General features: G+C 67.3%; 22 protein-coding genes and 1 tRNA gene. 10 read left to right on the plus strand and 13 right to left on the minus strand.

Annotated elements, in window-relative coordinates; translation table 11 throughout:
• Window positions 1-54 precede the first annotated feature (54 nt).
• The 5 genes from recA to ACVCMG_RS16060 all read left to right on the plus strand — a co-directional run bounded on the left by recA (window position 55) and on the right by ACVCMG_RS16060 (window position 5,159).
• A complete protein-coding gene (gene recA / locus ACVCMG_RS16040; protein WP_395119580.1) occupies window positions 55-1,092 on the plus strand; it encodes a recombinase RecA in 1,038 nt (345 codons plus the stop codon).
• A gap of 235 nt (window positions 1,093-1,327) precedes the next feature.
• The gene (locus ACVCMG_RS16045; RefSeq protein WP_395119579.1) at window positions 1,328-1,825 is read left to right on the plus strand and encodes a regulatory protein RecX; all 498 of its coding nucleotides are present in this window, start codon (window positions 1,328-1,330) and stop codon (window positions 1,823-1,825) included.
• A 79-nt stretch (window positions 1,826-1,904) separates the two neighbouring features.
• The gene (gene alaS, locus ACVCMG_RS16050; protein WP_447114542.1) at window positions 1,905-4,532 is read left to right on the plus strand and encodes an alanine--tRNA ligase; all 2,628 of its coding nucleotides are present in this window, start codon (window positions 1,905-1,907) and stop codon (window positions 4,530-4,532) included.
• Between the two features lie 255 nt (window positions 4,533-4,787).
• Complete coding sequence (gene csrA, locus ACVCMG_RS16055; protein ID WP_395119577.1) at window positions 4,788-4,991, plus strand: carbon storage regulator CsrA; 204 nt, start codon at window positions 4,788-4,790, stop codon at window positions 4,989-4,991.
• Window positions 4,992-5,066: 75 nt separating this feature from the next.
• A tRNA-Ser gene (locus tag ACVCMG_RS16060) sits at window positions 5,067-5,159 on the plus strand.
• Between the two features lie 579 nt (window positions 5,160-5,738).
• Here the strand turns inward: ACVCMG_RS16060 and ACVCMG_RS16065 are convergent.
• The 5 genes from ACVCMG_RS16065 to ACVCMG_RS16085 form a co-directional block, all read right to left on the minus strand.
• Complete coding sequence (locus ACVCMG_RS16065) at window positions 5,739-6,467, minus strand: UDP-2,3-diacylglucosamine diphosphatase (RefSeq protein ID WP_447098462.1); 729 nt, start codon at window positions 6,465-6,467, stop codon at window positions 5,739-5,741.
• A 5-nt stretch (window positions 6,468-6,472) separates the two neighbouring features.
• Window positions 6,473-7,189, minus strand: a complete 717-nt coding sequence (locus ACVCMG_RS16070) for a peptidylprolyl isomerase (RefSeq protein WP_395119575.1) — start codon at window positions 7,187-7,189, stop codon at window positions 6,473-6,475.
• Between the two features lie 84 nt (window positions 7,190-7,273).
• Window positions 7,274-8,791, minus strand: coding sequence for a Ppx/GppA phosphatase family protein (locus ACVCMG_RS16075; protein WP_395119574.1), 1,518 nt, complete (start codon window positions 8,789-8,791; stop codon window positions 7,274-7,276).
• A gap of 61 nt (window positions 8,792-8,852) precedes the next feature.
• Window positions 8,853-10,943 (minus strand): polyphosphate kinase 1, encoded by a 2,091-nt coding sequence (gene ppk1, locus ACVCMG_RS16080; protein ID WP_395119573.1) that lies wholly within the window; start codon window positions 10,941-10,943, stop codon window positions 8,853-8,855.
• A 69-nt stretch (window positions 10,944-11,012) separates the two neighbouring features.
• The gene (locus ACVCMG_RS16085) at window positions 11,013-12,704 is read right to left on the minus strand and encodes a M48 family metalloprotease (protein WP_447100011.1); all 1,692 of its coding nucleotides are present in this window, start codon (window positions 12,702-12,704) and stop codon (window positions 11,013-11,015) included.
• 113 nt (window positions 12,705-12,817) lie between these two features.
• On the opposite strand from ACVCMG_RS16085, the gene grxC reads away from it, so the two are divergent.
• The 3 genes from grxC to ACVCMG_RS16100 all read left to right on the plus strand — a co-directional run bounded on the left by grxC (window position 12,818) and on the right by ACVCMG_RS16100 (window position 14,631).
• Entirely contained in the window at window positions 12,818-13,081 is a 264-nt protein-coding gene (gene grxC / locus ACVCMG_RS16090) for a glutaredoxin 3 (protein WP_395119571.1), read from the plus strand.
• Complete coding sequence (locus tag ACVCMG_RS16095) at window positions 13,078-13,455, plus strand: carboxymuconolactone decarboxylase family protein (protein ID WP_447114543.1); 378 nt, start codon at window positions 13,078-13,080, stop codon at window positions 13,453-13,455. The genes grxC and ACVCMG_RS16095 overlap by 4 nt, the downstream gene beginning before the upstream one ends.
• Before the next feature lie 162 nt (window positions 13,456-13,617).
• Complete coding sequence (locus tag ACVCMG_RS16100; protein WP_395119569.1) at window positions 13,618-14,631, plus strand: isocitrate dehydrogenase; 1,014 nt, start codon at window positions 13,618-13,620, stop codon at window positions 14,629-14,631.
• Between the two features lie 169 nt (window positions 14,632-14,800).
• Here the strand turns inward: ACVCMG_RS16100 and ACVCMG_RS16105 are convergent, their stop codons facing one another.
• The 7 genes from ACVCMG_RS16105 to ACVCMG_RS16135 form a co-directional block, all read right to left on the minus strand.
• Window positions 14,801-15,256, minus strand: coding sequence for a carboxymuconolactone decarboxylase family protein (locus ACVCMG_RS16105; RefSeq protein ID WP_395119568.1), 456 nt, complete (start codon window positions 15,254-15,256; stop codon window positions 14,801-14,803).
• A gap of 37 nt (window positions 15,257-15,293) precedes the next feature.
• Window positions 15,294-16,199 carry an RNA polymerase sigma factor SigJ gene (sigJ, locus tag ACVCMG_RS16110; protein WP_447100015.1) on the minus strand — a complete coding sequence of 302 codons (906 nt, stop codon included), beginning with the start codon at window positions 16,197-16,199 and terminating at the stop codon, window positions 15,294-15,296.
• 57 nt (window positions 16,200-16,256) lie between these two features.
• Window positions 16,257-17,210: an aspartyl/asparaginyl beta-hydroxylase domain-containing protein gene (locus ACVCMG_RS16115; RefSeq protein ID WP_447098469.1), complete on the minus strand. Its 954-nt coding sequence runs from the start codon at window positions 17,208-17,210 to the stop codon at window positions 16,257-16,259.
• Between the two features lie 102 nt (window positions 17,211-17,312).
• Window positions 17,313-17,450 (minus strand): hypothetical protein, encoded by a 138-nt coding sequence (locus tag ACVCMG_RS16120; protein ID WP_447114544.1) that lies wholly within the window; start codon window positions 17,448-17,450, stop codon window positions 17,313-17,315.
• Between the two features lie 390 nt (window positions 17,451-17,840).
• Window positions 17,841-19,223 (minus strand): PhoH family protein, encoded by a 1,383-nt coding sequence (locus ACVCMG_RS16125; protein WP_447114545.1) that lies wholly within the window; start codon window positions 19,221-19,223, stop codon window positions 17,841-17,843.
• A gap of 63 nt (window positions 19,224-19,286) precedes the next feature.
• Window positions 19,287-19,748: a peroxiredoxin gene (locus ACVCMG_RS16130; protein ID WP_291229068.1), complete on the minus strand. Its 462-nt coding sequence runs from the start codon at window positions 19,746-19,748 to the stop codon at window positions 19,287-19,289.
• A 248-nt stretch (window positions 19,749-19,996) separates the two neighbouring features.
• On the minus strand, window positions 19,997-20,512 hold the full coding sequence (locus ACVCMG_RS16135) for a glycine cleavage system protein R (RefSeq protein ID WP_136258190.1): 516 nt from the start codon (window positions 20,510-20,512) through the stop codon (window positions 19,997-19,999).
• A gap of 185 nt (window positions 20,513-20,697) precedes the next feature.
• Between ACVCMG_RS16135 and dapA the strand changes: the two genes are divergently transcribed.
• Both dapA and ACVCMG_RS16145 read left to right on the plus strand, forming a co-directional pair.
• Window positions 20,698-21,576 (plus strand): 4-hydroxy-tetrahydrodipicolinate synthase, encoded by an 879-nt coding sequence (gene dapA / locus ACVCMG_RS16140; RefSeq protein ID WP_447114546.1) that lies wholly within the window; start codon window positions 20,698-20,700, stop codon window positions 21,574-21,576.
• 50 nt (window positions 21,577-21,626) lie between these two features.
• Window positions 21,627-22,223, plus strand: coding sequence for a hypothetical protein (locus ACVCMG_RS16145; protein ID WP_395119561.1), 597 nt, complete (start codon window positions 21,627-21,629; stop codon window positions 22,221-22,223).
• A 78-nt stretch (window positions 22,224-22,301) separates the two neighbouring features.
• On the opposite strand, the gene fdxA is transcribed toward ACVCMG_RS16145, so the two are convergent.
• Window positions 22,302-22,625 carry a ferredoxin FdxA gene (gene fdxA / locus ACVCMG_RS16150; protein WP_395119560.1) on the minus strand — a complete coding sequence of 108 codons (324 nt, stop codon included), beginning with the start codon at window positions 22,623-22,625 and terminating at the stop codon, window positions 22,302-22,304.
• Between the last annotated feature and the right edge of the window lie 8 nt (window positions 22,626-22,633).

Genomic DNA, 22,633 nt, shown 5'->3' on the forward strand with positions numbered 1-22,633 from the left:
AGATTCGATCCGGGCATCATGCCTCCCACTCACCGCCCAACCGGAATACCAACGATGGATGACAACAAGCGCAAGGCGCTCACCTCCGCCCTCGGCCAGATCGAGAAGCAGTTCGGCAAGGGCGCCGTGATGCGGATGGGTGACCGCGTCAACGAGGCGATCGAGACGGTTTCCACCGGTTCGCTGGGCCTGGACATCGCGTTGGGCGTCGGCGGCCTGCCGCGCGGCCGCGTGGTCGAGATCTACGGCCCGGAGTCCTCCGGCAAGACCACCATGACCCTGCAGGCCATCGCCAGCTGCCAGCGCGCCGGCGGCACTGCCGCGTTCATCGACGCCGAGCACGCGCTCGATCCGACCTACGCGGAAAAGCTCGGCGTCAAGGTCGACGACCTGCTGGTGTCGCAGCCCGACACCGGCGAGCAGGCGCTGGAAATCGCCGACATGCTGGTGCGCTCGGGCGCAGTGGACATGGTGGTGGTCGACTCGGTCGCCGCGCTCACCCCGAAGGCGGAAATCGAGGGCGAAATGGGCGACTCCCACGTCGGCCTGCACGCGCGCCTGATGAGCCAGGCGCTGCGCAAGCTCACCGCCAACATCAAGAAGTCCGGCTGCCTGGTGATCTTCATCAACCAGATCCGCATGAAGATCGGCGTGATGTTCGGCAGCCCCGAGACCACCACCGGCGGCAACGCGCTGAAGTTCTACGCCTCGGTGCGCCTGGACATCCGCCGCATCGGCGCGGTGAAGAAGGGCGACGAGATCATCGGCTCGGAAACCCGCGTCAAGGTGGTCAAGAACAAGGTGGCGCCGCCGTTCCGCCAGTGCGAATTCGAAATCCTGTACGGCGAGGGCACCTCGCGCGAAGGCGAGATCATCGAGCTGGGCGTGGCGCAGAACCTGATCGACAAGTCCGGCGCCTGGTACAGCTACAACGGCGACCGCATCGGCCAGGGCAAGGAGAACGTGCGCCAGTTCCTGCGCGACAACCCGGCCATCGCCAACGAGATCGACAAGCAGCTGCGCGAACGCCTGCTGGTGCCGGTGGGCAAGGCGGCCGCGGCCGGTCCCGAAGAGGCGCTCGAGGAAGCGTGAGCCGTGATGGTTGACGTTCCGTTGCATGCGCATGGCCCGGCTCGCCCGGGCCATGCGCGTTTTGGCCAGGTGCCGTATCTCGGCGCGACGATGCATGTCTTCCCGGCCGGTCCGCCCGGGCGTGGATCCGCAGGATCGGCGTCGAAGGGTCGCCCTTCGGCTCCGCCACGCCACGCCCAGGCAGAACGGCGGGGGGAATTTGCCCGTACCCGGTATGCGTTCGCATGGCCATGACATGAACAAGCGTCCTGGCGCGGGCAACCCGACCAAACCCCAACGCAGCGCCTACGAGAAGGCGCTGGGCCTGCTCGCCCGCCGCGAGCATTCGCGCAAGGAACTGAAGACCAAGCTGCGCCAGGGCGGCTACGAGGGCGAGGAAACCGCTGCGGCGCTGGATCGTTTGGGCGAGCAGCACTACCAGGACGACGACCGCTTCGCCGAAGTGCTGCTGCGCAGCCGGATTGCCCAGGGCTACGGACCCATGCGCCTGCGCCAGGAGCTGAAAAGCCACGGCCTGGCCGACGCCCGCATCCGCGAGTTGCTGGACGCGGCGGAGGTCGACTGGGACGCGTCGGCCGCCGCCCAACTGCGCCGACGCTACGGCAAGACAGGCGCCAACGACCCCGCCGAACGCGCCCGCCGGGCACAGTTCCTCTTGCGCCGCGGCTTTGCCGCCGCCACAGTACGACGTGTTACCCACGCCGAAGTGGACGACGCCGACGATCTTCCCTGACATCCATCGCCACCCGGCGGTGGCGGAGCGATTGGCGCCAAGCCGGTGTGACCCCCTGCCGCCAGCCACCGCGATCCGCATGAAAACCTCCGAAATCCGTTCCGCCTTCCTCGACTTCTTCCGCGCCCGGGGCCACGCCATCGTGCCGTCCAGTTCACTGGTGCCGGCCAGCGACCCGACCTTGATGTTCACCAACTCCGGCATGGTGCAGTTCAAGAATGTGTTCCTCGGCAGCGAGAAACCCGGCTACGTGCGCGCGGCCGACGTGCAGCGCTGCCTGCGCGCCGGCGGCAAGCACAACGATCTGGACCAGGTCGGCTACACCGCGCGCCACCACACGTTCTTCGAGATGCTCGGCAACTGGTCGTTCGGCGACTACTTCAAGCATGAGGCGATCGGCTGGGCGTGGGAGCTGCTGACCCAGGTGTTCAAGCTGCCGCCGGAGCGGCTCACCGTCACCGTCTACCACACCGACGACGAGGCTTTCGCGATCTGGCGCGACGAGATCGGCGTGCCGGTCGAGCGCATCATCCGCATCGGTGACAACAAGGGCGCGCCGTTTGCCTCCGACAATTTCTGGCAGATGGCCGACACCGGCCCGTGCGGCCCGTGCACCGAGATCTTCTACGACCACGGCGCGCACATCGCCGGTGGTCCGCCCGGTTCGCCGGATGAGGACGGCGACCGCTACATCGAAATCTGGAACCTGGTGTTCATGCAGTTCGACCGCGCCCCCGACGGTACGCTGAGCCCGCTGCCGGCGCCGTGCGTGGATACCGGCATGGGCCTGGAGCGGCTTGCCGCGATCCTGCAGCACGTGCATTCCAATTACGAGATCGACCTGTTCGCGCACCTGATCCGCGTCGCCGGCGAACTCACCGGCACGCCCGACCTGGCCAACAAGTCGCTGCGCGTGATTGCCGACCACATCCGCGCCTGTTCCTTCCTGATCGTCGACGGCGTGCTGCCGTCCAACGAGGGGCGCGGCTACGTGCTGCGCCGGATCATCCGCCGCGCGCTGCGGCACGGCTGGATGCTCGGCGTGCGCGGCGACTTCTTCTGGAAGATGGTGGCGCCGCTGGTGGAGGAGATGGGCGAGGCCTATCCGGAGCTGAAAGAGAAGCAGGCCATCGTCGAGGATGCGTTGCGCACCGAGGAGCAGCGTTTCGGCGAAACGCTGGAACACGGCATGCGGCTGTTCGACGAGGCCGCGGCGAAGTCCGGCAAGACCATCCTGGGCGCCGAGGCGTTCCGCCTCTACGACACGTACGGTTTCCCGGTCGACCTCACCGCCGACATCGCACGCGAGCGCGGCCTCGACGTCGACATGGCCGGCTTCGAGCAGGCCATGAACGAGCAGCGCGAACGCGCCCGCGCCGCCGGCAAGTTCGAGGCCAGGGGACAGATGCCGGCCGAGCTGGCCAGCCAACTGCCGCCTACCGTGTTCCTCGGCTACGAGGCCTTGGAAGACCGCGGCGGCAAGGTGCTTGGCATCGTGCGCGGCGGTCGCCATGTCGACCGGTTGGGCGAGGGCGAGGAAGGATTGCTGATCCTGGATCGCACGCCGTTCTACGCCGAATCCGGCGGCCAGGTCGGCGACACCGGCACGTTGTCCGGCACGTCCGGCCGTTTCGCGGTCGACGACACCTTGAAGATGGGCGGCGTGTTCTTCGGCCACGCCGGCCACTGGCACGGCACGCAACCGCTGCGCAGCGGCGACCTGCTCGACGCCCAGGTGGATCCCGCGCGCCGCCAGGCGATCGTGCTCAACCACTCGGCCACGCATCTGCTGCATGCGGCGCTGCGCGAGGTGCTCGGCACCCACGTCACCCAGAAGGGCTCGCTGGTGGCGCCGGAGCGCCTGCGTTTCGATTTCTCGCACCCCAAGCCAGTGAGCCACGGGGAATTGGCTCGCGTCGAGTCGATGGTCAACGCCGAGGTGCGCCGCAACGCGGCCGCCGAGGTGCACCGCATGGGTTACGACGAGGCGATCGCCACTGGTGCCATGGCACTCTTCGGCGAAAAGTACGGCGATGAAGTGCGCGTGCTGAAGATGGGCGACTTTTCCACCGAACTCTGCGGCGGCACGCACGTCAACCGCACCGGCGACATCGGCCTGTTCAAGATCGTCGGCGAATCCGGCGTCGCCTCCGGCGTGCGTCGCATCGAGGCGGTCACCGGCGACGGTGCGCTCGCGCATGTCGCCGAGGAGGAGCGCCGCCTCGCCGATCTCTCCCGTCTGCTCTCCAGCAGCGGCGACGACGCCGTGGAAAAACTGCGCCAGTTGTTCGATCGCCAGAAGAAACTCGAGCGCGAACTGGATTCGCTGCGCAGCAAGGCCGCCGGTTCCGCCACTGCCGACCTGACTGCCTCGGCTGCAGACGTCGACGGCATCAAGGTGGTCGCTGCGCGCCTGGAAGGGTTCGACGCAAAGTCGCTGCGCGACAGCGTCGACCAGCTCAAGCAGCAGCTCGGCGATTGCGTGGTGCTGCTGGCCGGGGCTGCCGACGGCAAGGTCGCGCTGATCGCCGGTGTACACGGCAAGGCGCTGGGCCGGATCAAGGCCGGTGACGTGGTCGCCCATGTCGCGGCGAAGATCGGTGGCAAGGGCGGCGGTCGACCCGACATGGCCCAGGGCGGCGGTTCCGACAGCGCCGACTTGCCGGCGATCCTGGCGGGTCTTGCCGACTGGGTTTCCTCGCGTTGATTCGGCTTAACGACTGCTGCAGCGCCGATTGCACCGGGGAATCGTGCTCAGTTAGTATCCGCGGAGGTCGGTTTTTCGCCAAAAGGCGCAAAGCCGCCAGTCAGGACGCTTAAGGAGTGTTTTGGCTGTGAGCCGGGAAGGCGGTAGGGCCTTCGACGGATCAAAAACGTCGAGCCGCGGATGGACTCACGCTCAGGGGTGAGGCAGGGTCAATCCGCAAGCCTGTGACCAGCAGCATTTTATGGAGTAGCAATCATGTTGATTCTGACCCGCCGGGTCGGTGAGACCCTGATGATCGGCGACGAGGTGACCGTCACCGTTCTTGGCGTGAAAGGCAATCAGGTACGCATCGGCATCAACGCGCCGAAAACCGTGGCCGTCCATCGCGAGGAAATCTACCAGCGAATCCGCGGTGAACACGACGCCGGCAGCGCTCCGGACGACAGCGGCGACCACTGACCACCGTTTCAAGACTTTACCTGGGCCGCGCCGATCAGTATCCTTGCCGGCTCCGCAGTCATGCGGCAAAACCCCGGAGAGATGCCCGAGTGGCCGAAGGGGCTCCCCTGCTAAGGGAGTATCGGGTCAAAAGCCTGATCGAGGGTTCGAATCCCTCTCTCTCCGCCAGATACGCAAAGCGCCCCGAACGGGGCGTTTTGCGTATCTGGCGGAGAGAGGTGGTGGACGGACCCTCCCGGTTCGACAATTTTGTCTGGAACAAAATTGGACAGCCGCAGGCTGGCCCCGTAGCGCGCAGCGCGAAGGGGTGAGGCCCATGGATGGGCCGAACAATCCCTCGTGCACGACCAAGTAACCACGTGCTCCGTCGAAGCGGGCGTTTTGCGTATCTGGCGGAGAGAGGCGGTGGACGGACTCTCCGGTGACTCGGCGCATCCTGCGCCTCACCCTTCGGGCCGGCGGCTTTGCCGCTGTTCGCTCCGGCATCCTGCCTCCGCGAGCGACAAATTCGTCTGGAACGAATTTGGACAGCCGAAGGCTGGCCCGGTAGCGCACAGCGCGGAGATTGTGAATCCCGTGGATGGGATTCACAATCTCCGCGCCCTCTACACCGCGACGCATTCCATCGAAGCGAGCTCTTGCTTGGCAGGTCGCGCCGAGGCTTCGACTGCGCGCCTCCAGCGCTACGCTCAGCCCGAACGGTTCGGGGAATCAATCCTTGATGTCGAGTTTCTGGCCCGTGGGGCCTCACCTCGTCGCCAATCCACGCAGCTCCACGCGCTCGCCGTCCACCACCAGCACCGACCCCTGTTCGTACCAGTCCCCCAGCACGATCCGCTCGGCAGGCTTTCCGTCCAGTTCGAGACGATGGATGGCTGGCCGATGCGTGTGTCCGTGGATCAACCGCGTCACGCCCGCTCCGCGCAGTGCCGCGGCGACCGCCTCGGCGTTGACGTCCATGATGCTTTCCATGGTGCTGCCGGTGTGTGCCTTGCTGTCGGCGCGGGCCTTGGCGGCAAACGCGCGGCGCGCCTCCAGCGGCATCGCCAGGATCTGCGCCTGCCATTCGGGCGTGCGAACCTGCTTGCGCACGGCCTGGTAGGCGAGGTCATCGGTGCACAGCGTGTCGCCGTGCATCAGCAAGGTGGGCCGGCCCTGGATGTCGCGCACGGTGCCGTCGTCGAGCAGGGTCATGCCGGCGCGGGTGGCGAATGTTTCGCCGAGCAGGAAGTCGCGGTTGCCGACCATGAAATGCACCGGCACACCGGCATCGTGCACGGCGCGGATGGCCTCGGCGATGCGCTGCGGCAACTCGGCATCATCGTCGTCGCCGATCCAGGCTTCCACCAGGTCGCCGAGGATGTACAGCGTGTCGGCGCTTCGCACTTCGTCGCTGGCGAGGTAATTCTCGAACAGGCGGGTGATTTGCGGGCGTGCGGGATCGAGGTGCAGGTCGGCGATGAACAACGTGGCCATGCCGATCAGTTCCCGCCGGACTGCTTCGCCGCCGGCTTGCTGGTCGGCTTGGTGACAGATGCTGCCCTGGCCGGCGCCTTGGCGCTGCTCGCCGGCGCCTGAACCTCTTCGCCGATCACGCTGGCCTTCTCGATCACCACCAGTGGCTCGGGTACGTCGCCGGCGAACGGGCCCAGCGGGCGGGTGGGCAGGGCGGCGATCTTGTCCAGCACGTCCATGCCCTTGGTCACCTTGCCGAACACCGCGAAGCCCCAGGTGAGGCCGCTCTGGTTGCCGACGAAATCCAGCCGGCGGTTGTCGACCAGGTTGAAGAAGAACTGCGCGGTGCCGGAATTGGGATCGGCGCCGCGGGCGACGGCGATCGTGCCGCGCAGGTTCGACAACCCGTTGTCCGCCTCGCTGGCGATGGCCGGGCGCGTGCGCTTGGGCTGCAGGTCGCGGGTGTAGAGGCCGCCCTGCACCAGATAGCCGGGGATGACCCGGTGCAGCAGGGTGCCGTCGTAGAAGCCGTCGCGCACATACTGCAGGAAGTTGGCCACGCTCTTGGGCGCCTTGTCCGGATACAGCTCCAGCGTGAGATCGCCCTGCGATGTGTGCAGCAGGACGTGCGGCGGTGCGGCGACGGGCGCGGCGCTCGATGTGGCCGGTGCAGGTTTGCCCGCCTGCGCGGCGGCGCCGAACGGAACGAGCAGGAGCAGGGCGATCAGCAGGGATTTGAGCATGGCAGCGAGCGATCCGGACCGGCATTCACGAGGCGGGCGTCCATGATACGCGGCATGGCATCGGCATGCCGCGAAAAAGGCGGATCACTTGTTCGCGAGATCCAGTTTCACCCCAAGTTCGGTCATCGGTGCCTTTTCCTGTTGCAGGTCGGCTTCGGTGAGCGGGTGCTGCTCGCCCCATCCCGGCGGGAGTTTCAGGCGCAGCGAGCGGGCGCTGGCTGCCAGTTGCATCTGCGGCAGCGACTCGGCGCGGCGGGCGCGGCGGAACAGCACGGCCAGACGCAACAGCGCGGTGATGTGCTTCGCCAGCGCGCGATAACGCAGCGGCAGGCTGGCGACGATGGACTTGTCCGGCTTGCGCCGGTGCAGTTCGATCACCGCGGCCAGCAATTCCTGCTCCTGCCGCGAGAAGCCAGCCAGGTCGGCATGACGCAGGATGTAGGCGCCGTGGCGATGATGTTGGCTGTGCGCGATGGCCAGGCCGATCTCGTGCACCCGCGCAGCCCAGGACAGCCACTCACGCGCGTCGGCGTCGAGCTTCCAGTTGCGCGCGACCTGGTCGAACAGCATCAGTGCCGTCGCTTCCACTCGCCGCGCCTGCGCGCGGTCGACGCCGTAGCGGGTCGCCAGCGCGTCGATGCTGGCGGTGCGCGGGTCGCTGCCGCCGGCGCGGCCGAGCAGGTCCCACAGCAGTCCTTCGCGCATCGAGCTTTCGCACACGCGCAGCCGCTCGATGCCCAGCGCGGTGAAGGCCGCTTCCATGATCATCACGCCGCCGGCGAACACCGGCGTGCGTTCAGGAACCAGGCCCGGCAGCTTGAGCGTGCCGACCTGGCCCTGCTCGATCAGCGCATCGCGCAGGGCGGCCAGCGCCGCGGGCGTGATGCCGTCGTCGGAAAGCTCCATGGCCAGTGCCACCGCGCCGATCGACTTGGTGGTGCCGGACGAGCCGAACGCATCCTGCCAGCCCGATTCGCGATAGTCCTCCGCGAACTGCTGCAGCAGCACGCCGATCTCGCTCAGGCCGCGCTGCCAGCGCGCGCGGGTGATCTTGCCGCCGGGGAAGAAACGCAGGGTCGAAGCGATGCAGCCGGCCTGCACGCTCTCGGTGTGCAACGGCGCGAGGCCGCGGCCGATGATGAATTCGGTGCTGCCGCCGCCGACGTCGATGACCAGCCGCGGTTCGCGCGAGGCGGGCAGGTCGTGCGCGGCGCCGAGGAAGATCAGGCGGCCCTCCTCGCGGCCGGAGACCACCTCGATCGGGTGGCCCAGCGCGGCTTCCGCCGCGGTCAGAAAGGTTTGCGGCGAGGCGAGCTGGCGCACGGTATTGGTCGCCACGGCGCGCACGCGCGCGGTGGGCAAGCCGGCGATGCGCTGGCCGAAGCGGGCCAGGCAGGCCAGTGCGCGCGCGCGCCGTTCGGCATCCAGGCTGCCGTCGGCGCGCAGGCCGGCGGCCATGCGCACGGTGTCGCGCAGGCGGTCGATCACCCGCGGTTCGCCATGCTCCATGCGCGCCACCACCATGTGGAAGCTGTTCGAGCCCATGTCGATGGCGGCCATCAGTTCGCCATCGCGGATCGGCGTTTGTTCGACTGCGCTCAATCCGGCGCTCCGGCAATCGCGAAGTGCGGATTCTCGCACGCGTGCGCGCATTGCAGGCGGCTCACGGGCACAGTCGTTCCAGCAGCGTCTGCTGCGCGCTGTACGGCGGGTTGTCGCCGGGCTCGGCGCGGGTGTAGCGGCCGTCGCTGTCGAGCAGCCACGCCTGGGTGTTGTCGGCCAGGCCGTTGGCCAGCGTCTCGTCGTAGACACGCGCGGCCAGCTGCGGATCGAGGATGGGGAAGGCGATCTCGATCCGCCGCATCAGGTTGCGCTCCATCCAGTCGGCGCTGGCGCAGTAGATTTCCGCCTCGCCATCGTTGGCGAACCAGTACACCCGGCTGTGTTCGAGGAAGCGCCCGACGATCGAGCGCACCCGGATGCGCTCGGAGACACCGGGCAGGCCGGGTCGCAAGGTGCAGGCGCCGCGCACGATCAGGTCGATCTCCACGCCGGCCTGCGAGGCGGTGTACAGCGCGGTGATCACCTTCGCCTCGTTGAGCGCGTTGAGCTTGGCCACGATGCGCGCCGGTCGCCCCGCGCGGGCGTGTTCGGTCTCGCGCTCGATCCGGGCCAGCACGCCGCGATACAGCGTGAACGGCGAATGCAGCAGGCGCTTCAGCTCGATCACCGGGCCCAGTCCGGACAGCTGCTGGAACACCTTGTGCAAGTCCTCGCCGATTTCGGGGTTGGCGGTCATCAGGCCGATGTCGGTGTACACGCGGCTGTTGGCCTGGTGGTAGTTGCCGGTGGACAGGTGCGCGTAGCGGCGCAAGGTGTCTCCCTCGCGGCGAACGATCAGCATCATCTTGGCGTGGGTCTTGTAACCCACCACGCCGTACACCACCTGCACGCCGGCCTCCTGCAGCCGCGTGGCCAGGCGGATGTTGGCCTCCTCGTCGAAGCGCGCCCGCAGTTCGATCACCACGGTGACGTCCTTGCCGTGGCGCGCGGCCTCCACCAGCAGGTCGACCAGCGGGGTGTCCTCGCCGGCGCGGTACAGGGTCTGCTTGATCGCCAGCACCTGCGGGTCGGCGGCGGCCTGGCGCAGCAGGTCGATCACCGCGGCGAAGCTCTGGTAGGGATGGTGCAGCAGCACGTCGCCCTTGGCGATCACCTCGAATTTGTTCAGGCTGCTGTCCAGCGACGGCGGCAACTGCGGGGTGAAGCGCGGAAACTTCAGCTCCGCACGGTCCAGCCAGTCGTAGATCAGGCCGGCGCGGATGATGTTGACCGGGCCGTCGCAGCGGTAGACGTCGGCCTCGCCGAGCTGGAATTTCTCCACCAGCAGCGCGGTGATCGCCTGCGGGCAATCCTCGGCGATCTCCAGCCGCACCGGGCGCGCGTAGCCGCGGCCGAGCAACTCCTCGCTGAGGGCGAGCGCGAGGTTCTCGACCTCCGCCTCCTCGACGATCAGCTCGCTGTTGCGGGTGACGCGGAACTGGTACGAGCCGAGCACCTTGAGGCCGGGGAACATCAGGTCGACGAAAGCCTGCAGCAACTCCGCCAGGAACACGAAGTGATGGCCACGGCCGCTGACCTCGGCCGGCACGCGGATGATCCGCGGCAGCGAGCGCGGTGCGCGCACCAGGGCCAGATGGCCTTCATGGCCGAAGGCGTCGCGGCCCTTCAGCACGACCGCGATGTTCAGCGTCTTGTTGAGGATGCGCGGGAACGGATGCGCCGGGTCCAGCCCCAGCGGCGACAGCACCGGCAGCACCTCGTGCTCGAAATAGCCCTGCAGCCAGCGTCGCTGGCGCGGCGTCCACTGCTTGCGGGTGAGGATGTGGATGTGCTCCTGCTCCAACTGCGGGCGGATCTGTTCCCGCCACGCGGCGTAGACCTCGGCCACCAGGTCCAGCACCCGGCCGCGGATGCGCGCCAGCAATTCGCCGGAGGGGACGCCATCCGGGCCCGGCGCGGCCGAGCCGTAGGCGTGATGATGCTTGAGCATGGCCACGCGCACCTCGAAGAACTCGTCGAGGTTGTTCGCCACGATGCTCATGTAGCGCACGCGTTCGAGCAGGGGCACGCTGGCATCGCGGGCCATCGCCAGCACGCGGAAGTTGAACTCCAGGGCGGCCAGCTCGCGGCTGAAGTACAGCTGCGGGGCGGCAAGGTCGACGGCGGGTACGCGGGCGGAAGGTCTGGACATGGCCCATTCTGGCCCATGGCGGTGGACGATGCATGATGCGCCGGCGCGCAAAGGACCTTCAGCGGCGGATCAATCCTGCCGCCAGGCGGAGACTGGCGCGCTGCCGCGGCAGGCGGGCTCGATGCACGGGCCGAACGGTTGTGCGTGCTGCTGGCTGTCCGGGTTGTCCTTGGTCTCGATCCGGCGCTTGCGCAGCTCCAGCAGCAGCGGCGTCAGTTCGGTGATGCGGCCCTGGATGCGTGCGCGGGCGTAGTAATCCAGGTCGTTGCGCTTGAGCAGACGCTGCAGTTGTTCCATCGCGTCGAACGGGCGGCCGGAGTAATAGCTGGCATCGGCGAACGCCTCGCCGGCACGCACGTTGTCGCCGGCTGCGTCGCTGGCGCGGGCGTAGGCGCTGTAGATCTCCGGTTCGCTGGCGTCGTCCAGCAGGGGGCGCAGCAAGCTGGCGGCGAGGCCGGCCTGCGCCTTGTCGCCGCCGGCGGTGAGCGCCTTGGCGTAGGCCAGCGCCACCGCGCGGTTGCGCGGCGATTGCTCGTTGAGGTCCTGGTAGATGGCGAGCGCCGCGGCACGCTGGCCGGCTTGCAACCTGGCATCGGCCAGCGCGAGCTTGAGGATCAGGTTGTCCGGCGCGTCGCGCAGCAACGGCTGCAACTGCGCCACCGCCTGTGCGCCGCGGCCGCTGCGGGTAAGTGCCAGCGCGTAGCCGTAATGGTTGGCCGGGGTGTCGAACGCAGGCCGGTCCTGCAGGTTGGAGCCGTAGTACGTCGCTTCGCGGGTGGCGTCGCCGGCCAGCACGCGCACGCGTTCGCGCATCAGCTGGTAGGTGTCGAGCGGGCCGGGCCTGGGCGTGTCCAGCAGCGAGGTCGGGTCCTTGACGAAGGCGATCGGCGCGGTGTGCTGCTGCCACTGCTGCACGTCCATGACGGTGCCCGAGGGCCGCAGCTTCTGCGCCGCCACCAGTGCGCCGGCACGCGCCTTGGCGTCGCTGATGCGCATGCTGGTCACCGGGTGGGTCTGCAGCAGGACGGGCACGTCGTCGCCACCGGCGCCGGTGCTGAGCACGTCCTGCATGCGCTGGAAAAAGGCCGCCATCGCTTCCGGGTCGAAACCGGCCTTGGCGAGGGTCTGGATGCCGACGCGGTCGGCCTCGATCTCGTCCTTGCGGGTGAAGTTGATCGAACGCTGCGCGATCAGGCCCTGGCCGCCGGCGAGCACCGCCATCGGCGCGTCGCCGCTGTGGCTGCCGGCGCCGGCCAGTACCGCACCCAGCAGCACCAGCGCCATCAGCGGTGCATCCTTGCGCGAGGCCTCGAATGCCCGCTGCAGGTGGTTCTGGGTGATGTGGCCGATCTCGTGCGCGATCACGCCGGCCAGTTCGCTCTCGTCGCGGGTGATGACGAACAGCCCGGAGTTGACCGCGATGTAGCCGCCCGGCGCGGCGAAGGCGTTGATCTCCGGGTCCTTCACGATGAAGAAGGCGAAGTGGTCCTTGGGCTTGTCGGAGTTGGATGCCAGGCGATGGCCGAGATCGTTGACGTAGTCGTCCAGCAGCGGGTCGTCCACCACCATGTCCAGCGCGCGCATCTGGCGCAGCATGGAGGCGCCGTAATCACGCGCCTCCTGCGGCGAGATCAGCGCGTCGGCCGAGCTGCCCAGGTCGGGCAGGCGTACGTCGTCCTGCGCGCTGGCCATGCAGGTCAGGCCGGCGCAGAGCAGCGCAGTCAGAACACGCCGGGCGGGTCGTCGTGGTGTCATGGCCATGGGTAAGCGACAATAGCATTGTGACCGCCCCGGGCGGCGTCGGTTCCCACCTTGCCTGTTGTCCCGGACGCCCCCATTTACAGGCCGTTCCCCCGTTTTGCGGAGTTGTCGTGATGTCGAAGATCGAGGTCTATTCCACCGCGGTGTGTCCTTACTGCGTGGCCGCCAAGAACCTGCTCAAGGCCCGTGGGCTGGAGTGGACCGAGGTGCGCGTGGACACCGACCCGTCCCAGCGCGAGGCGATGCTGACGCGCAGCGGTGGCGCGCGCACCGTGCCGCAGATCTTCATCAACGACCACCACGTCGGTGGCTTCGACGACCTGGCGGCGGCCGACCGCAGCGGCAAACTGGCGCAATTGCTGGAGGCGGGCGCATGAGCGACAAGCTGGCCGAATTCACCGCGTTCCGCCAACGCATGAACGAGCGCATCCTGGCCGAGGACAACCAGGTCGTGCGGCGCTTCTTCGCGCTGGACACGCAGACCTACAAGGCCGGCGCGCTGGACTTGAAGACCAAGGAGATGCTGGGCCTGGTCGCCTCGATGGTGCTGCGCTGCGACGACTGCATCAGCTACCACGTGGCCCAGTGCAAGGAAGCCGGCGTGCAGCGCGACGAGTTCTTCGAGGTGTTCAGCGTGGGCCTGGTGGTGGGCGGCTCGATCGTGATCCCGCATCTGCGCCGCGCGGTGGATTTCCTGGACCAGCTGGAGAACGGCGAGTCCGGTGCGCCGGAGTGCGCCGACCACGCTTGAGACGCCCGCGGGCATGCGGCTTTCCGCAACGCTCCATGCGAGGATTTGCAACGACTTGCGCGGCGGACGGGTGTCCGGCATTGGGGCGCATGAGCGATAATGGGCGGTCTTGACGCGCGCCTTGCGCGCCGTGCATGCGATCAGCCCCCAAGGAGTCCCCCCATGAACAACACCATCGCCGTGATCCCGGGCGACGGCATCGGCCCGGAGATCATGACCGCCACGCTGCGCGTGCTCGACGCGCTGGACTGCGGCCTGAAATACGACTTCGTCGACGCCGGCATGGTCGCGCTGGAGAAGCACGGCGACCTGCTGCCCAAGGCCACGCTGGACAAGATCGCCGAGCACAAGGTCGCGCTGAAGGGCCCGCTGACCACGCCGATCGGCGGCGGCTTTACCTCGGTCAACGTGACCCTGCGCCGCCACTTCGACCTGTACGCGAACGTGCGCCCGGCGGTGAGCTTCCCCGGTACCAAGTCGCGCTACGAGAACATCGACATCATCACCGTGCGCGAGAACACCGAGGGCGCCTACCGCTCCGAGGGGCAAACCCTGTCCGCCGACGGCGAGATCGCCGAGTCGGTGGCGCGCAACACGCGCAAGGGCAGCAGCCGGATCGTGCGCTACGCGTTCGAGCTGGCGGTGAAGAAGGGCCGCAAGAAGGTCACCGCGGTGCACAAGGCGAACATCCTGAAGACCAGCTCGGGGTTGTTCCTCAATGTGGCGCGCGAGATTGCCAAGGAATACCCGCAGATCGAGTTCAACGAGATGATCGTGGACAACACCTGCATGCAGCTGGTGATGAACCCGTACCAGTTCGACGTGATCGTCACCACCAACCTGTTTGGCGACATCCTCTCGGACCTGTGCGCCGGCCTGGTCGGTGGCCTCGGCCTGGCGCCGGGCGACAACATCGGCGAGCACGCGGCGATCTTCGAGGCGGTGCACGGCTCGGCACCGGACATCGCGGGCAAGGGCATCGCCAACCCCTGCGCGCTGCTGCTGGCCGCGGCCGACATGCTCGACTACCTGGACATGGTGGCCAAGGGCGACAAGCTGCGCGCCGCGATCCGCGACACCATGACGAACGATCGCGACAGCGTGACGCCGGACATCGGCGGCAAGGGCAGCACCGGCAGCTTCGCCGACGCCATCGTGAAGCGCCTCGCGGCCTGATCCGGGACGCCGCTGGGCGCAATGAAGGCCGCGGCATGCCGCGGCCTTTTCGTTGGATCGGCGCGGGATGGTCGTGCCCCAGCCGGTGTCATGCCGTTGACGGGATACGCCGTTGGCGCGCATCGCGAGGCAGGCTTGTCGTGCACGGTTTGCGCGAGGCGCCGCCGGTTCAGTGTTGCGCCGCCCGGTAGTGACCGGGTTCCGCGCGAGAGGGAATGGCGATGCGGTTCCAGCTGTTGATCGCGATCACTGCCATGTTGAGGTCGATCAGCTGTTCTTCGCTGAATTCGGCGCGGGCTTGTTCGTAGACCTCGTCCGGCACGCCGTGCACCGGGTCGAGCCGGGTCACCGCCTCGCACCACGCCAGCGCGGCACGCTCGCGCGGGCTGTAGAACGGCGCCTCGCGCCAGGCCTGCAGCACGTACAGGCGCTGCTCGGTCTCGCCGGCGGCGCGGGCATCCTTGCTGTGCATGTCCAGGCAGTAGGCGCAACCGTTGAGTTGGGAAACGCGCATCTGTACCAGTTCGATCAGACTTTGTTCGATGCCGGAGTTCTTGATGTATTCGCCCAGGGCGAACAGGGGCTTCACGGCGTCGAGGCGCTTGTTGACGTTGAAACGAGGCATGGGGTTCTCCTTGCGGTGTGCGGCCGGGACCGGCCGTTCAGTGCAAGGACGTGGGCGCCGTCGATTTCGTGACCGCCGCCAGCCGGGCAAGCTTGCCGGGGTGGCGCAGGGCATGCACCGCGGTGATGCGTTCGCCGTCGTCGTCGATCCAACTGGCCGAGACCAGCGTGTCGCCCTGCCAGCCGAACAGGGCCGGCGTACCGTTGAGCTGACGGATTTCGTGGCGCACGCCACCATGGCGCTGCTGCTGCAGCGCGATCTGCATGTACAGCCGGGCCAGCCGCTCGGCGCCGTGCAGCGGGTGCAGGGTGGCCCGCGCCAGGCCGCCGCCGTCGGATACGCTCATGGCGTCTTCGGCAAACAAGGCACGCAACGTGGGCATGTCCGGCTGCTGCAGCGCCTGCATGAAGCGTTCGAGCAGGCGCCGCTGGATGTCGGCGTTCGGCATCGTCTGGCGCGGTCGATCCTCGCGCAGCCGCTGCTTCGCCCGGTGCACGCGCTGGCGGCAGGCGTCTTCGCTGATTTCCAGCATCGAGGCCGTTTCGGCGTGGCTGTAGTCGAATACTTCGCGCAGCAGGAAGGCGGCACGCTCCTCGGGGCTCAGCCGCTCCAGCAACAGCAGAAAGGTGAGGGTGAGGCTTTCGGCGCGTTCCAGTTGCGCCTCGGGCTGGTCGGCATCCACGGTCAGCGGCTCCGGCAGCCAGGGGCCGGAGTAGTGCGCGCGTTCGGTCTTGGCCCGGCGCAGGCGATCCAGCGCGATGCGCGTGGTCACGGTGACCAGCCAGGCTTCCGGGTCGTCCAGCGCGGCGACATTCTGTGCGTGCCAGCGCAGCCAGGCATCGTGCAGCACGTCCTCGGCGTCGGCGGGCGTGCCGAGCATGCGGTAGGCCAGGCCGAACAGGCGCTGGCGGTGTTGCTGGAACAGGGCGGTTTGCGAATCCATGAGGCACTCCGGGGAAAGGATGCTGCCAGGACGCATGGATGGAGCGAAACGTGACCGCTAGCGGAGCAATGGCCAGGGAGCCAGGAAAATCAGCCACAACAGCACAAGGATGCCGACGTATTTTCCGGCCTTGTACAGCTTCTTGTGACGCCGCTTGAACGCCGCCTTCCATTGATGCATGGCGCCCTTGCGCTGGCTCCACGCGTACAGGCGGTTGACGAAGCCGGTCTTCTCGGTACCGGTGTCGCTGTTGGGCGAAGCGGTGATCTTGCCCATGAACGCGCCCACGCGATGGTTGATCGCACTCATCCAGCGCGTGCGCAGCGGGCGCTCCACGTCGGCGAACAGGATCACCCGGGTCTGGTCGGTCTTGTTCTCCACCCAGTGCACGAAGGTCTCGTCGAACACCACGTCCTTGCCGTCGCCCCAGGCGTGCTCTTCGCCATCGACGAAGATGCGGCAGTCGCGCGAGTTCGGCGTGATCAGGCCCAAGTGATAGCGCAGCGAACCGGCAAACGGATCGCGATGCGGATTGAGCTTGCTGTTGGGTGCCAGCGTGGCGAACATCGCCGCCTTGATTCCGGGGATCGCATTGAGCAGTTCCACCGTCTTCGGGCACAGCGCCTGGGCCGAGGCCAGCGGCTCGCCGTACCACTTGAGGTAGAAGCGCTTCCAGCCCTGCTTGATGAAGCTGTTGAAACTGGCGTCGTCGTTCTTCGTGGTGCCGCGAATGTGTCCCCGGTCCGTCAGGTGCAGCGCCTCGGCCCGGATCGTCTCCCAGTTTGCCTGCAGCAAATCCAGCTCGGGAAATCCGCGGCGGTCGAGTATCGGCTTGGCCGGCACCGCCGAGAACGCGTACATCAGCAGGTTGTAAGGCGCGAACACTGCCGAGTGATCCACCAGCTGGCGGTCGAAACGCAACCGCACCCGCCCGCGCAAATGCACCAGCAGCACGCACAGTGCGAAGAAGGCGAACAAGAGCAACAGGATGAGGCGCGGCGTCACGAACATGGGCAGAGGAACCACGGAGCCAGCAATGTCGTGATTCTACTCGACCGATGGCAACATCAGTTGACGCCGGCCCGGCCGGACGCCATTTCGTGCGACTTGTCTTTACGGCAACAGGCGCGATTTGCGCTTGAGGAAACTGCCGGCAATCCACATCAACCGTATGGCGGAAACCGCCAACGCCGTGCCCAGGCCGAGAACCAGCATGATCTGGAACAGTTGCATAAAAAGTGCGGTTGACATGGCGGTCCTTGCTTGGTCGTGAGAGGCGAAAACTCGGTCTTGGCTTTGGCAACGGCAACACATTCTACCTACGTGACGGGCCCGGTACCACGTGCGATCACGTTCTTCAGCCACCGGATGCGGATTCGCGCGTGCGCCGTTTCCGCAGCCAGGTTGGCCAGCCCCGACGGGTCACCGCGTTCAAGGCTTGCCCCCCAACTGTTTGGCACGATTTCCCATGGACGTGCCCGCAATGGATCGTTGGACACCGGCAAATCCAACCTGCGTTCCGCGTCGCGGCTGGTCAACCGCGCGCAGCGCATCGGGTGTTCACCATGATGGCAGGAGTGGTGTTGCCTGGCAGGTCTTCCGCTACCGGGCTTCCGAACGCCGAAAACCGAAAGCCAGCTCCTACATCATCTCCGCCGCGAAGTCCGCCAACCGCGACCTCTCTCCCCGCCGCAACGTGATGTGCGCCGAATGCTCCCAGCTCTTGAAGCGATCCACCGCATAGGTAAGCCCGGAGGTGGTTTCGGTGAGGTAGGGAGTATCGATCTGTTCGACGTTGCCGAGGCAGACGATCTTGGTGCCGGGGCCGGCGCGGGTGATCAGGGTCTTCATCTGCTTCGGGGTGAGGTTCTGGGCCTCGTCGATGATCAGGTAGCGTGACAGGAAGGTGCGCCCGCGCATGAAGTTGAGCGAGCGGATCTTGATGCGCGAGGCAAGCAGGTCGTTGGTGGCCTGGCGGCCCCAGCTGCCGCCGTCCTCGGGGTTGGCGAGCACTTCGAGGTTGTCGGTGAGCGCGCCCATCCACGGCGTCATCTTTTCTTCCTCGGTGCCGGGCAGGAAGCCGATGTCCTCGCCGACAGAAACAGTGGCGCGCGTCATGATGATCTCGCGGTAGCGCTGCTGGTCCATCACCTGGGCCAGGCCGGCGGCCAGCGCCAGCAGGGTCTTGCCGGTGCCGGCGTTGCCGAGCAGGGTGACGAAGTCGATCTCCGGGTCCATCAGCGCGTTGAGCGCGAAGTTCTGCTCGCGGTTGCGCGCACCGATGCCCCAGACGTGATGGTTGGCGTGCGAGTGGTCGTCCAGAAGCATGAGCGTCGCGTGCTCGTCGTCCAGTTTCTGCACGCGCAGTTCGATCTCGTTCTCGCCGGGCAGGTAGAGGCACTCGTTGGGATGCCACGCCTCGTCCTCGCGGCGATCGAGCTGGTAATAGGTGCGGCCGTGATCGGTCCACGAGTGCACTTCCGGGTGCAGGTCCCAGAAGTTCGCCGGCAGTTCGGTCGAGCCGGTGTAGAGCAGGGAGAAATCGTCGAGCGCGCGGTCGTTCTCGTAATCCTCCGCAACCAGGCCGTTGATGCCGGCCTTGATGCGCAGGTTGATGTCCTTGGTGACCAGGATCACGTCGCGATCCTGGTTCTGGTCGCGCAGCTCGATCACCGCGGCGAGGATCTGGTTGTCGGCCTTGGTGTGGCCGTTGCTGCTGATGCGATGCTGGAAATAGAGCCGACCGGCCGAGCCGCCGCGCTTGAGCTTGACGCCTTGCGGATTGGCCAGTTCCAGCCCTTCCGCCAGGTCGTGCTGCTTGCCGGCCTCGATCAGTTCGTTGAGGAAGCGACTGACCTGGCGGCCGTTGCGCGAGACTTCCGAAGCACCTTTCTTCTTCTCGTCCAGCTCCTCCAGGACGGTCATGGGGATGAATACGTCGTGTTCCTCGAAGCGGAACAGCGAGGTCGGGTCATGCAGCAGGACGTTGGTGTCGAGAGCGTAGATGCGCTTGCTTCCGGTCATGCGGAAGTGTCCTCGCTGGTGGGTGGGCAAAGCGGATGGCGACAACTCATCAGGGCGAATGGCTCAGGCGGCGGGGATCGCGTCAAGCACGGCCTGCGCGTGGCCGGGGACTTTCACCCCGCGCCATTCGGCGGCGAGCTTGCCGTCGGGGTCGATCAGGAAGGTGCTGCGCACGATGCCGAGGTGGCGCTTGCCGTAGAGCACCTTCTCGTGAATCACGTCGAAGGCCTGGCACCAGGTTTCGTCGGCGTCGGATATCAGCGGGAACGGCAGCTCCTGCTTCGCGGCAAAGTTGGCGTGTGATTTCGGTGAGTCGCGTGACACGCCGATGACCTGCGCGTGACGTTGGCGGAACTTCGCGTGCAAGTCGCGGAAGTCCCTGGCCTCGTTGGTGCAGCCGGGGGTCGAATCCTTCGGATAGAAGTACACGACCAGCCATTGGCCGCGGTAGTCGGAAAGCTTCAGCTCGGTGCCGTCGCCGGTGGTGCCTTTCAGTGCGGGAAGTTTCTTGCCGATGGCGGGCATGGGGCATCCTGCGCGGCCTGCGCGGCCGTGCTTGCGGTGGGATGGAAGGGAGACGTGGCGCGGATGACGACAGTGCGGCGGCGAGGCGACCGGGCAAGCCGGGGCCGGCTGGCGTGAATCGACTCGCGGTTCTGCAATGCTGACGTCCTCCGGCAGGGCCACGGCCACAGACTAGCGCGCCCGGGGTGGCGGATGACAGGTCTTGTCAGGGCAAGGCGTTCGCGCGATGCTCGGCGGACGGCAACACTTCAGAACTTCACCGGGTCCATGATCGCGTCGAGGTTCATGCCGTCGCACAGTTCCAGGAAATCGTCGCGCAAGGCGGCGATGTGGATGTCCGCCGGGATGCCGATGGTGAACTGGGCCTGGAACATCTCCGCGCCGGTCTGCATGGCGCGATAGCGGGTGGAGTTCAACTGCTCCACGCTGATTTCGTGCTGGGCGAAGAACTCCACGATGCGGGCGACGATGCCGGGGCGATCGGCGGCCACCACTTCCACCAGGTAAGGCAGCTGCGCGCTGTTGCCGCGCTGGCCGGTGCGGTAGTGCACCAGGCGCAGGCTTTCGTCGCGGGCCAGCTTGGTCAGTGCGGTTTCCAGCTTGGCCAGCGCATCCCAGGCGCCGCTGGCGAGCAGCATCAGCGAGACCTCGGTGCCGATGGTGGAGACGCGCGATTCGGAAAGGTTGCAGCCGGCGTCGGCAATGCGGCGGGCCAGCGCCAGCAGCGGCGACTTGTCGGCCGGAGTGAGCGCCTGGATCAGCAACTGGCTGTCGCCAGTCGTGCGTCCGGCCGCGTGCGAGGCAGTGGAGGGAGATTTCAAGGAGGTCCACCTGTGGGCAGCATTCCGCCCGATGCGGAAGCATCAGGTTACTCCCATCGAGCTTACTTGCCCGTCTTGCGAAGCGGCAAGTAACATGCATGGCTTGCCGTTGCAGCGGAATCGAGCACGTGGACATTCGTGGAAGCATCTGTGCGCTGGTCACGCCGTTCGCGGCCGACGACAGCCTCGACCTGGCGGCGTTCGGCCGCCTGATCGAACAGCAGATCGCCGGCGGCACCCAGGCGCTGGTGGTGGCCGGCTCGACCGGCGAGGCGCACATGCTGGAGGCGGGCGAGTTCGACCGCCTGCTGACGTTCGCGATCGAGCGCGTGGCAGGTCGCGTGCCGGTGATTGCCGGCACCGGCGAGGCCGGTACCGCGAAGACCATCGCTGCCACGCGTCGTGCGCAGGAGCTGGGCGCGGATGCGGCACTGGTGGTGGTGCCGTACTACGTGCGCCCCACGCAGGAGGGCCTGTGGCGACACTTCACCGCGGTCGCCGATGCAGGCGGCTTGCCGGTGTTGCTCTACAACGTGCCCGGTCGCACCGGTTGCGACCTGCTGCCGGAGACGGTGGCGCGCCTGAGCGAGCATCCGGCGATCATCGGCATCAAGGAAGCGCGGGGCGATGCGCCGCGGATCGCCGCGCTGGCGGAACTTGCGCGCGCGGATTTCGTCTATCTGTCCGGTGACGACGCCAGCGCCGGTGTGGCGATGCTTGCCGGTGCGGCCGGCACCGTCTCGGTGGTGGCCAACCTGGTGCCGCGGCTGTTCCGCGCCCTGTGCGACGCCGCCACGGCGGGCGACGAGGCGGCCACGGCACGGTGCCGGGATGCACTGGAACCCTTGCTGCACGCGCTGGACTGCGCGCCCAATCCGATCGCGGTCAAGGCCGGACTGCCGCCGCTGGGGCTGGGCTCGGCCCGGCCGCGGTTGCCGCTGGTGGAACTGCCCGACGGCCCGGATCGCGCCCGCTTGCACCAGGCGCTGTCCAGTCTGTCATCCTAGACACCTGCGCCCGCTGATCCGGGCCTGGCTCACTCACGGAATCCGATTCGATGAAGAAAACCTCGCTCCTCGTGGCCTTGCCGGCCGTCGCGCTCGCCGGCCTGCTGCTCTCCGGTTGCGGCATGTTCCGTTCGCACAGCGCGTGGCAGAAGGCCCGGCAGGAGGCGCCGCTGGAGATTCCGCCCAGCATGGATCGTCCCTCCACCAGCGACGCCCTGGTGATCCCGCCGCCGGGCGCGAACCAGCCGACGGCGGACGGCGCGACTGCCTCCGTGGCGGGCGTGCCGGGCCAGGCAGGGCAGATCTCCGACGGCTTCGTGCACGAGGGCACGGTCGACAGCGTGTACCAGCAGGTGGGCAAGGTGCTGGCCGACGGCAAGGCGGGCCAACTGGTCAGCCACGACGACGCCACGCACTCCTACGTGGTCAGCGTGACGGCGGCCGCCACCGGCAAGAAGCGCGGTTTCTTCTCGCGACTGTTCGGCCGGCACCGGGATGATTCTGCCAGCACCGCCGGTGGCGGCATGCACCAGGTACAGGTCAACGTGGAGAGCCGCGGCGACGCCGGCAGCGAGATTCGCGCGCAGAGCGATTCGCTGGGCGCGGTGGCCAAGGTGATCGATCGGCTGAAGTCGAAGCTGGATTGATCGCAAGCGCGCCACGCAGGCGAAAACGCCGCCCGGAGGGGCGGCGTTTTCGTTTCGACATCGTGACGGCAGGCCGGTTCAGCGCTCGAGCAGCGCCAGCTTGTCCGGCTTGCCTTCCCAGTCGCCGGCATCGGCGGGAGCGTCCTTGCGCTCGGTGATCACCGGCCAGCTCTTGGCCAGCTCGGCGTTGAGCGCCACCAGCGGCTCCTGCCCCACCGGCACGTCGTCCTCCGGGTAGATCGCGTTGATCGGGCACTCCGGCTCGCACAGGGTGCAGTCGATGCACTCGTCCGGGTCGATCACCAGGAAGTTCGGGCCTTCGTGAAAGGCATCCACCGGGCACACCTCGACGCAATCGGTGTACTTGCACTTGATGCAGTTGTCGATGACGACGAAAGTCATGAAGTCAA

The organism is Rhodanobacter sp. UC4451_H18 (assembly GCF_052978225.1).

Bases quoted from the DNA above. Each gene is read 5' to 3' on its own strand.
- recA (WP_395119580.1), top strand. From the start codon at position 55: ATGGATGACAACAAGCGCAAGGCGCTCACCTCCGCCCTCGGCCAGATC.
- ACVCMG_RS16045 (WP_395119579.1), top strand. From the start codon at position 1,328: ATGAACAAGCGTCCTGGCGCGGGCAACCCGACCAAACCCCAACGCAGC.
- alaS (WP_447114542.1), top strand. From the start codon at position 1,905: ATGAAAACCTCCGAAATCCGTTCCGCCTTCCTCGACTTCTTCCGCGCC.
- csrA (WP_395119577.1), top strand. From the start codon at position 4,788: ATGTTGATTCTGACCCGCCGGGTCGGTGAGACCCTGATGATCGGCGAC.
- ACVCMG_RS16065 (WP_447098462.1), bottom strand. From the start codon at position 6,467: ATGGCCACGTTGTTCATCGCCGACCTGCACCTCGATCCCGCACGCCCG.
- ACVCMG_RS16070 (WP_395119575.1), bottom strand. From the start codon at position 7,189: ATGCTCAAATCCCTGCTGATCGCCCTGCTCCTGCTCGTTCCGTTCGGC.
- ppk1 (WP_395119573.1), bottom strand. From the start codon at position 10,943: ATGTCCAGACCTTCCGCCCGCGTACCCGCCGTCGACCTTGCCGCCCCG.
- ACVCMG_RS16085 (WP_447100011.1), bottom strand. From the start codon at position 12,704: ATGGCCATGACACCACGACGACCCGCCCGGCGTGTTCTGACTGCGCTG.
- grxC (WP_395119571.1), top strand. From the start codon at position 12,818: ATGTCGAAGATCGAGGTCTATTCCACCGCGGTGTGTCCTTACTGCGTG.
- ACVCMG_RS16095 (WP_447114543.1), top strand. From the start codon at position 13,078: ATGAGCGACAAGCTGGCCGAATTCACCGCGTTCCGCCAACGCATGAAC.
- ACVCMG_RS16100 (WP_395119569.1), top strand. From the start codon at position 13,618: ATGAACAACACCATCGCCGTGATCCCGGGCGACGGCATCGGCCCGGAG.
- ACVCMG_RS16105 (WP_395119568.1), bottom strand. From the start codon at position 15,256: ATGCCTCGTTTCAACGTCAACAAGCGCCTCGACGCCGTGAAGCCCCTG.
- sigJ (WP_447100015.1), bottom strand. From the start codon at position 16,199: ATGGATTCGCAAACCGCCCTGTTCCAGCAACACCGCCAGCGCCTGTTC.
- ACVCMG_RS16115 (WP_447098469.1), bottom strand. From the start codon at position 17,210: ATGTTCGTGACGCCGCGCCTCATCCTGTTGCTCTTGTTCGCCTTCTTC.
- ACVCMG_RS16120 (WP_447114544.1), bottom strand. From the start codon at position 17,450: ATGTCAACCGCACTTTTTATGCAACTGTTCCAGATCATGCTGGTTCTC.
- ACVCMG_RS16125 (WP_447114545.1), bottom strand. From the start codon at position 19,223: ATGACCGGAAGCAAGCGCATCTACGCTCTCGACACCAACGTCCTGCTG.
- ACVCMG_RS16130 (WP_291229068.1), bottom strand. From the start codon at position 19,748: ATGCCCGCCATCGGCAAGAAACTTCCCGCACTGAAAGGCACCACCGGC.
- ACVCMG_RS16145 (WP_395119561.1), top strand. From the start codon at position 21,627: ATGAAGAAAACCTCGCTCCTCGTGGCCTTGCCGGCCGTCGCGCTCGCC.
- fdxA (WP_395119560.1), bottom strand. From the start codon at position 22,625: ATGACTTTCGTCGTCATCGACAACTGCATCAAGTGCAAGTACACCGAT.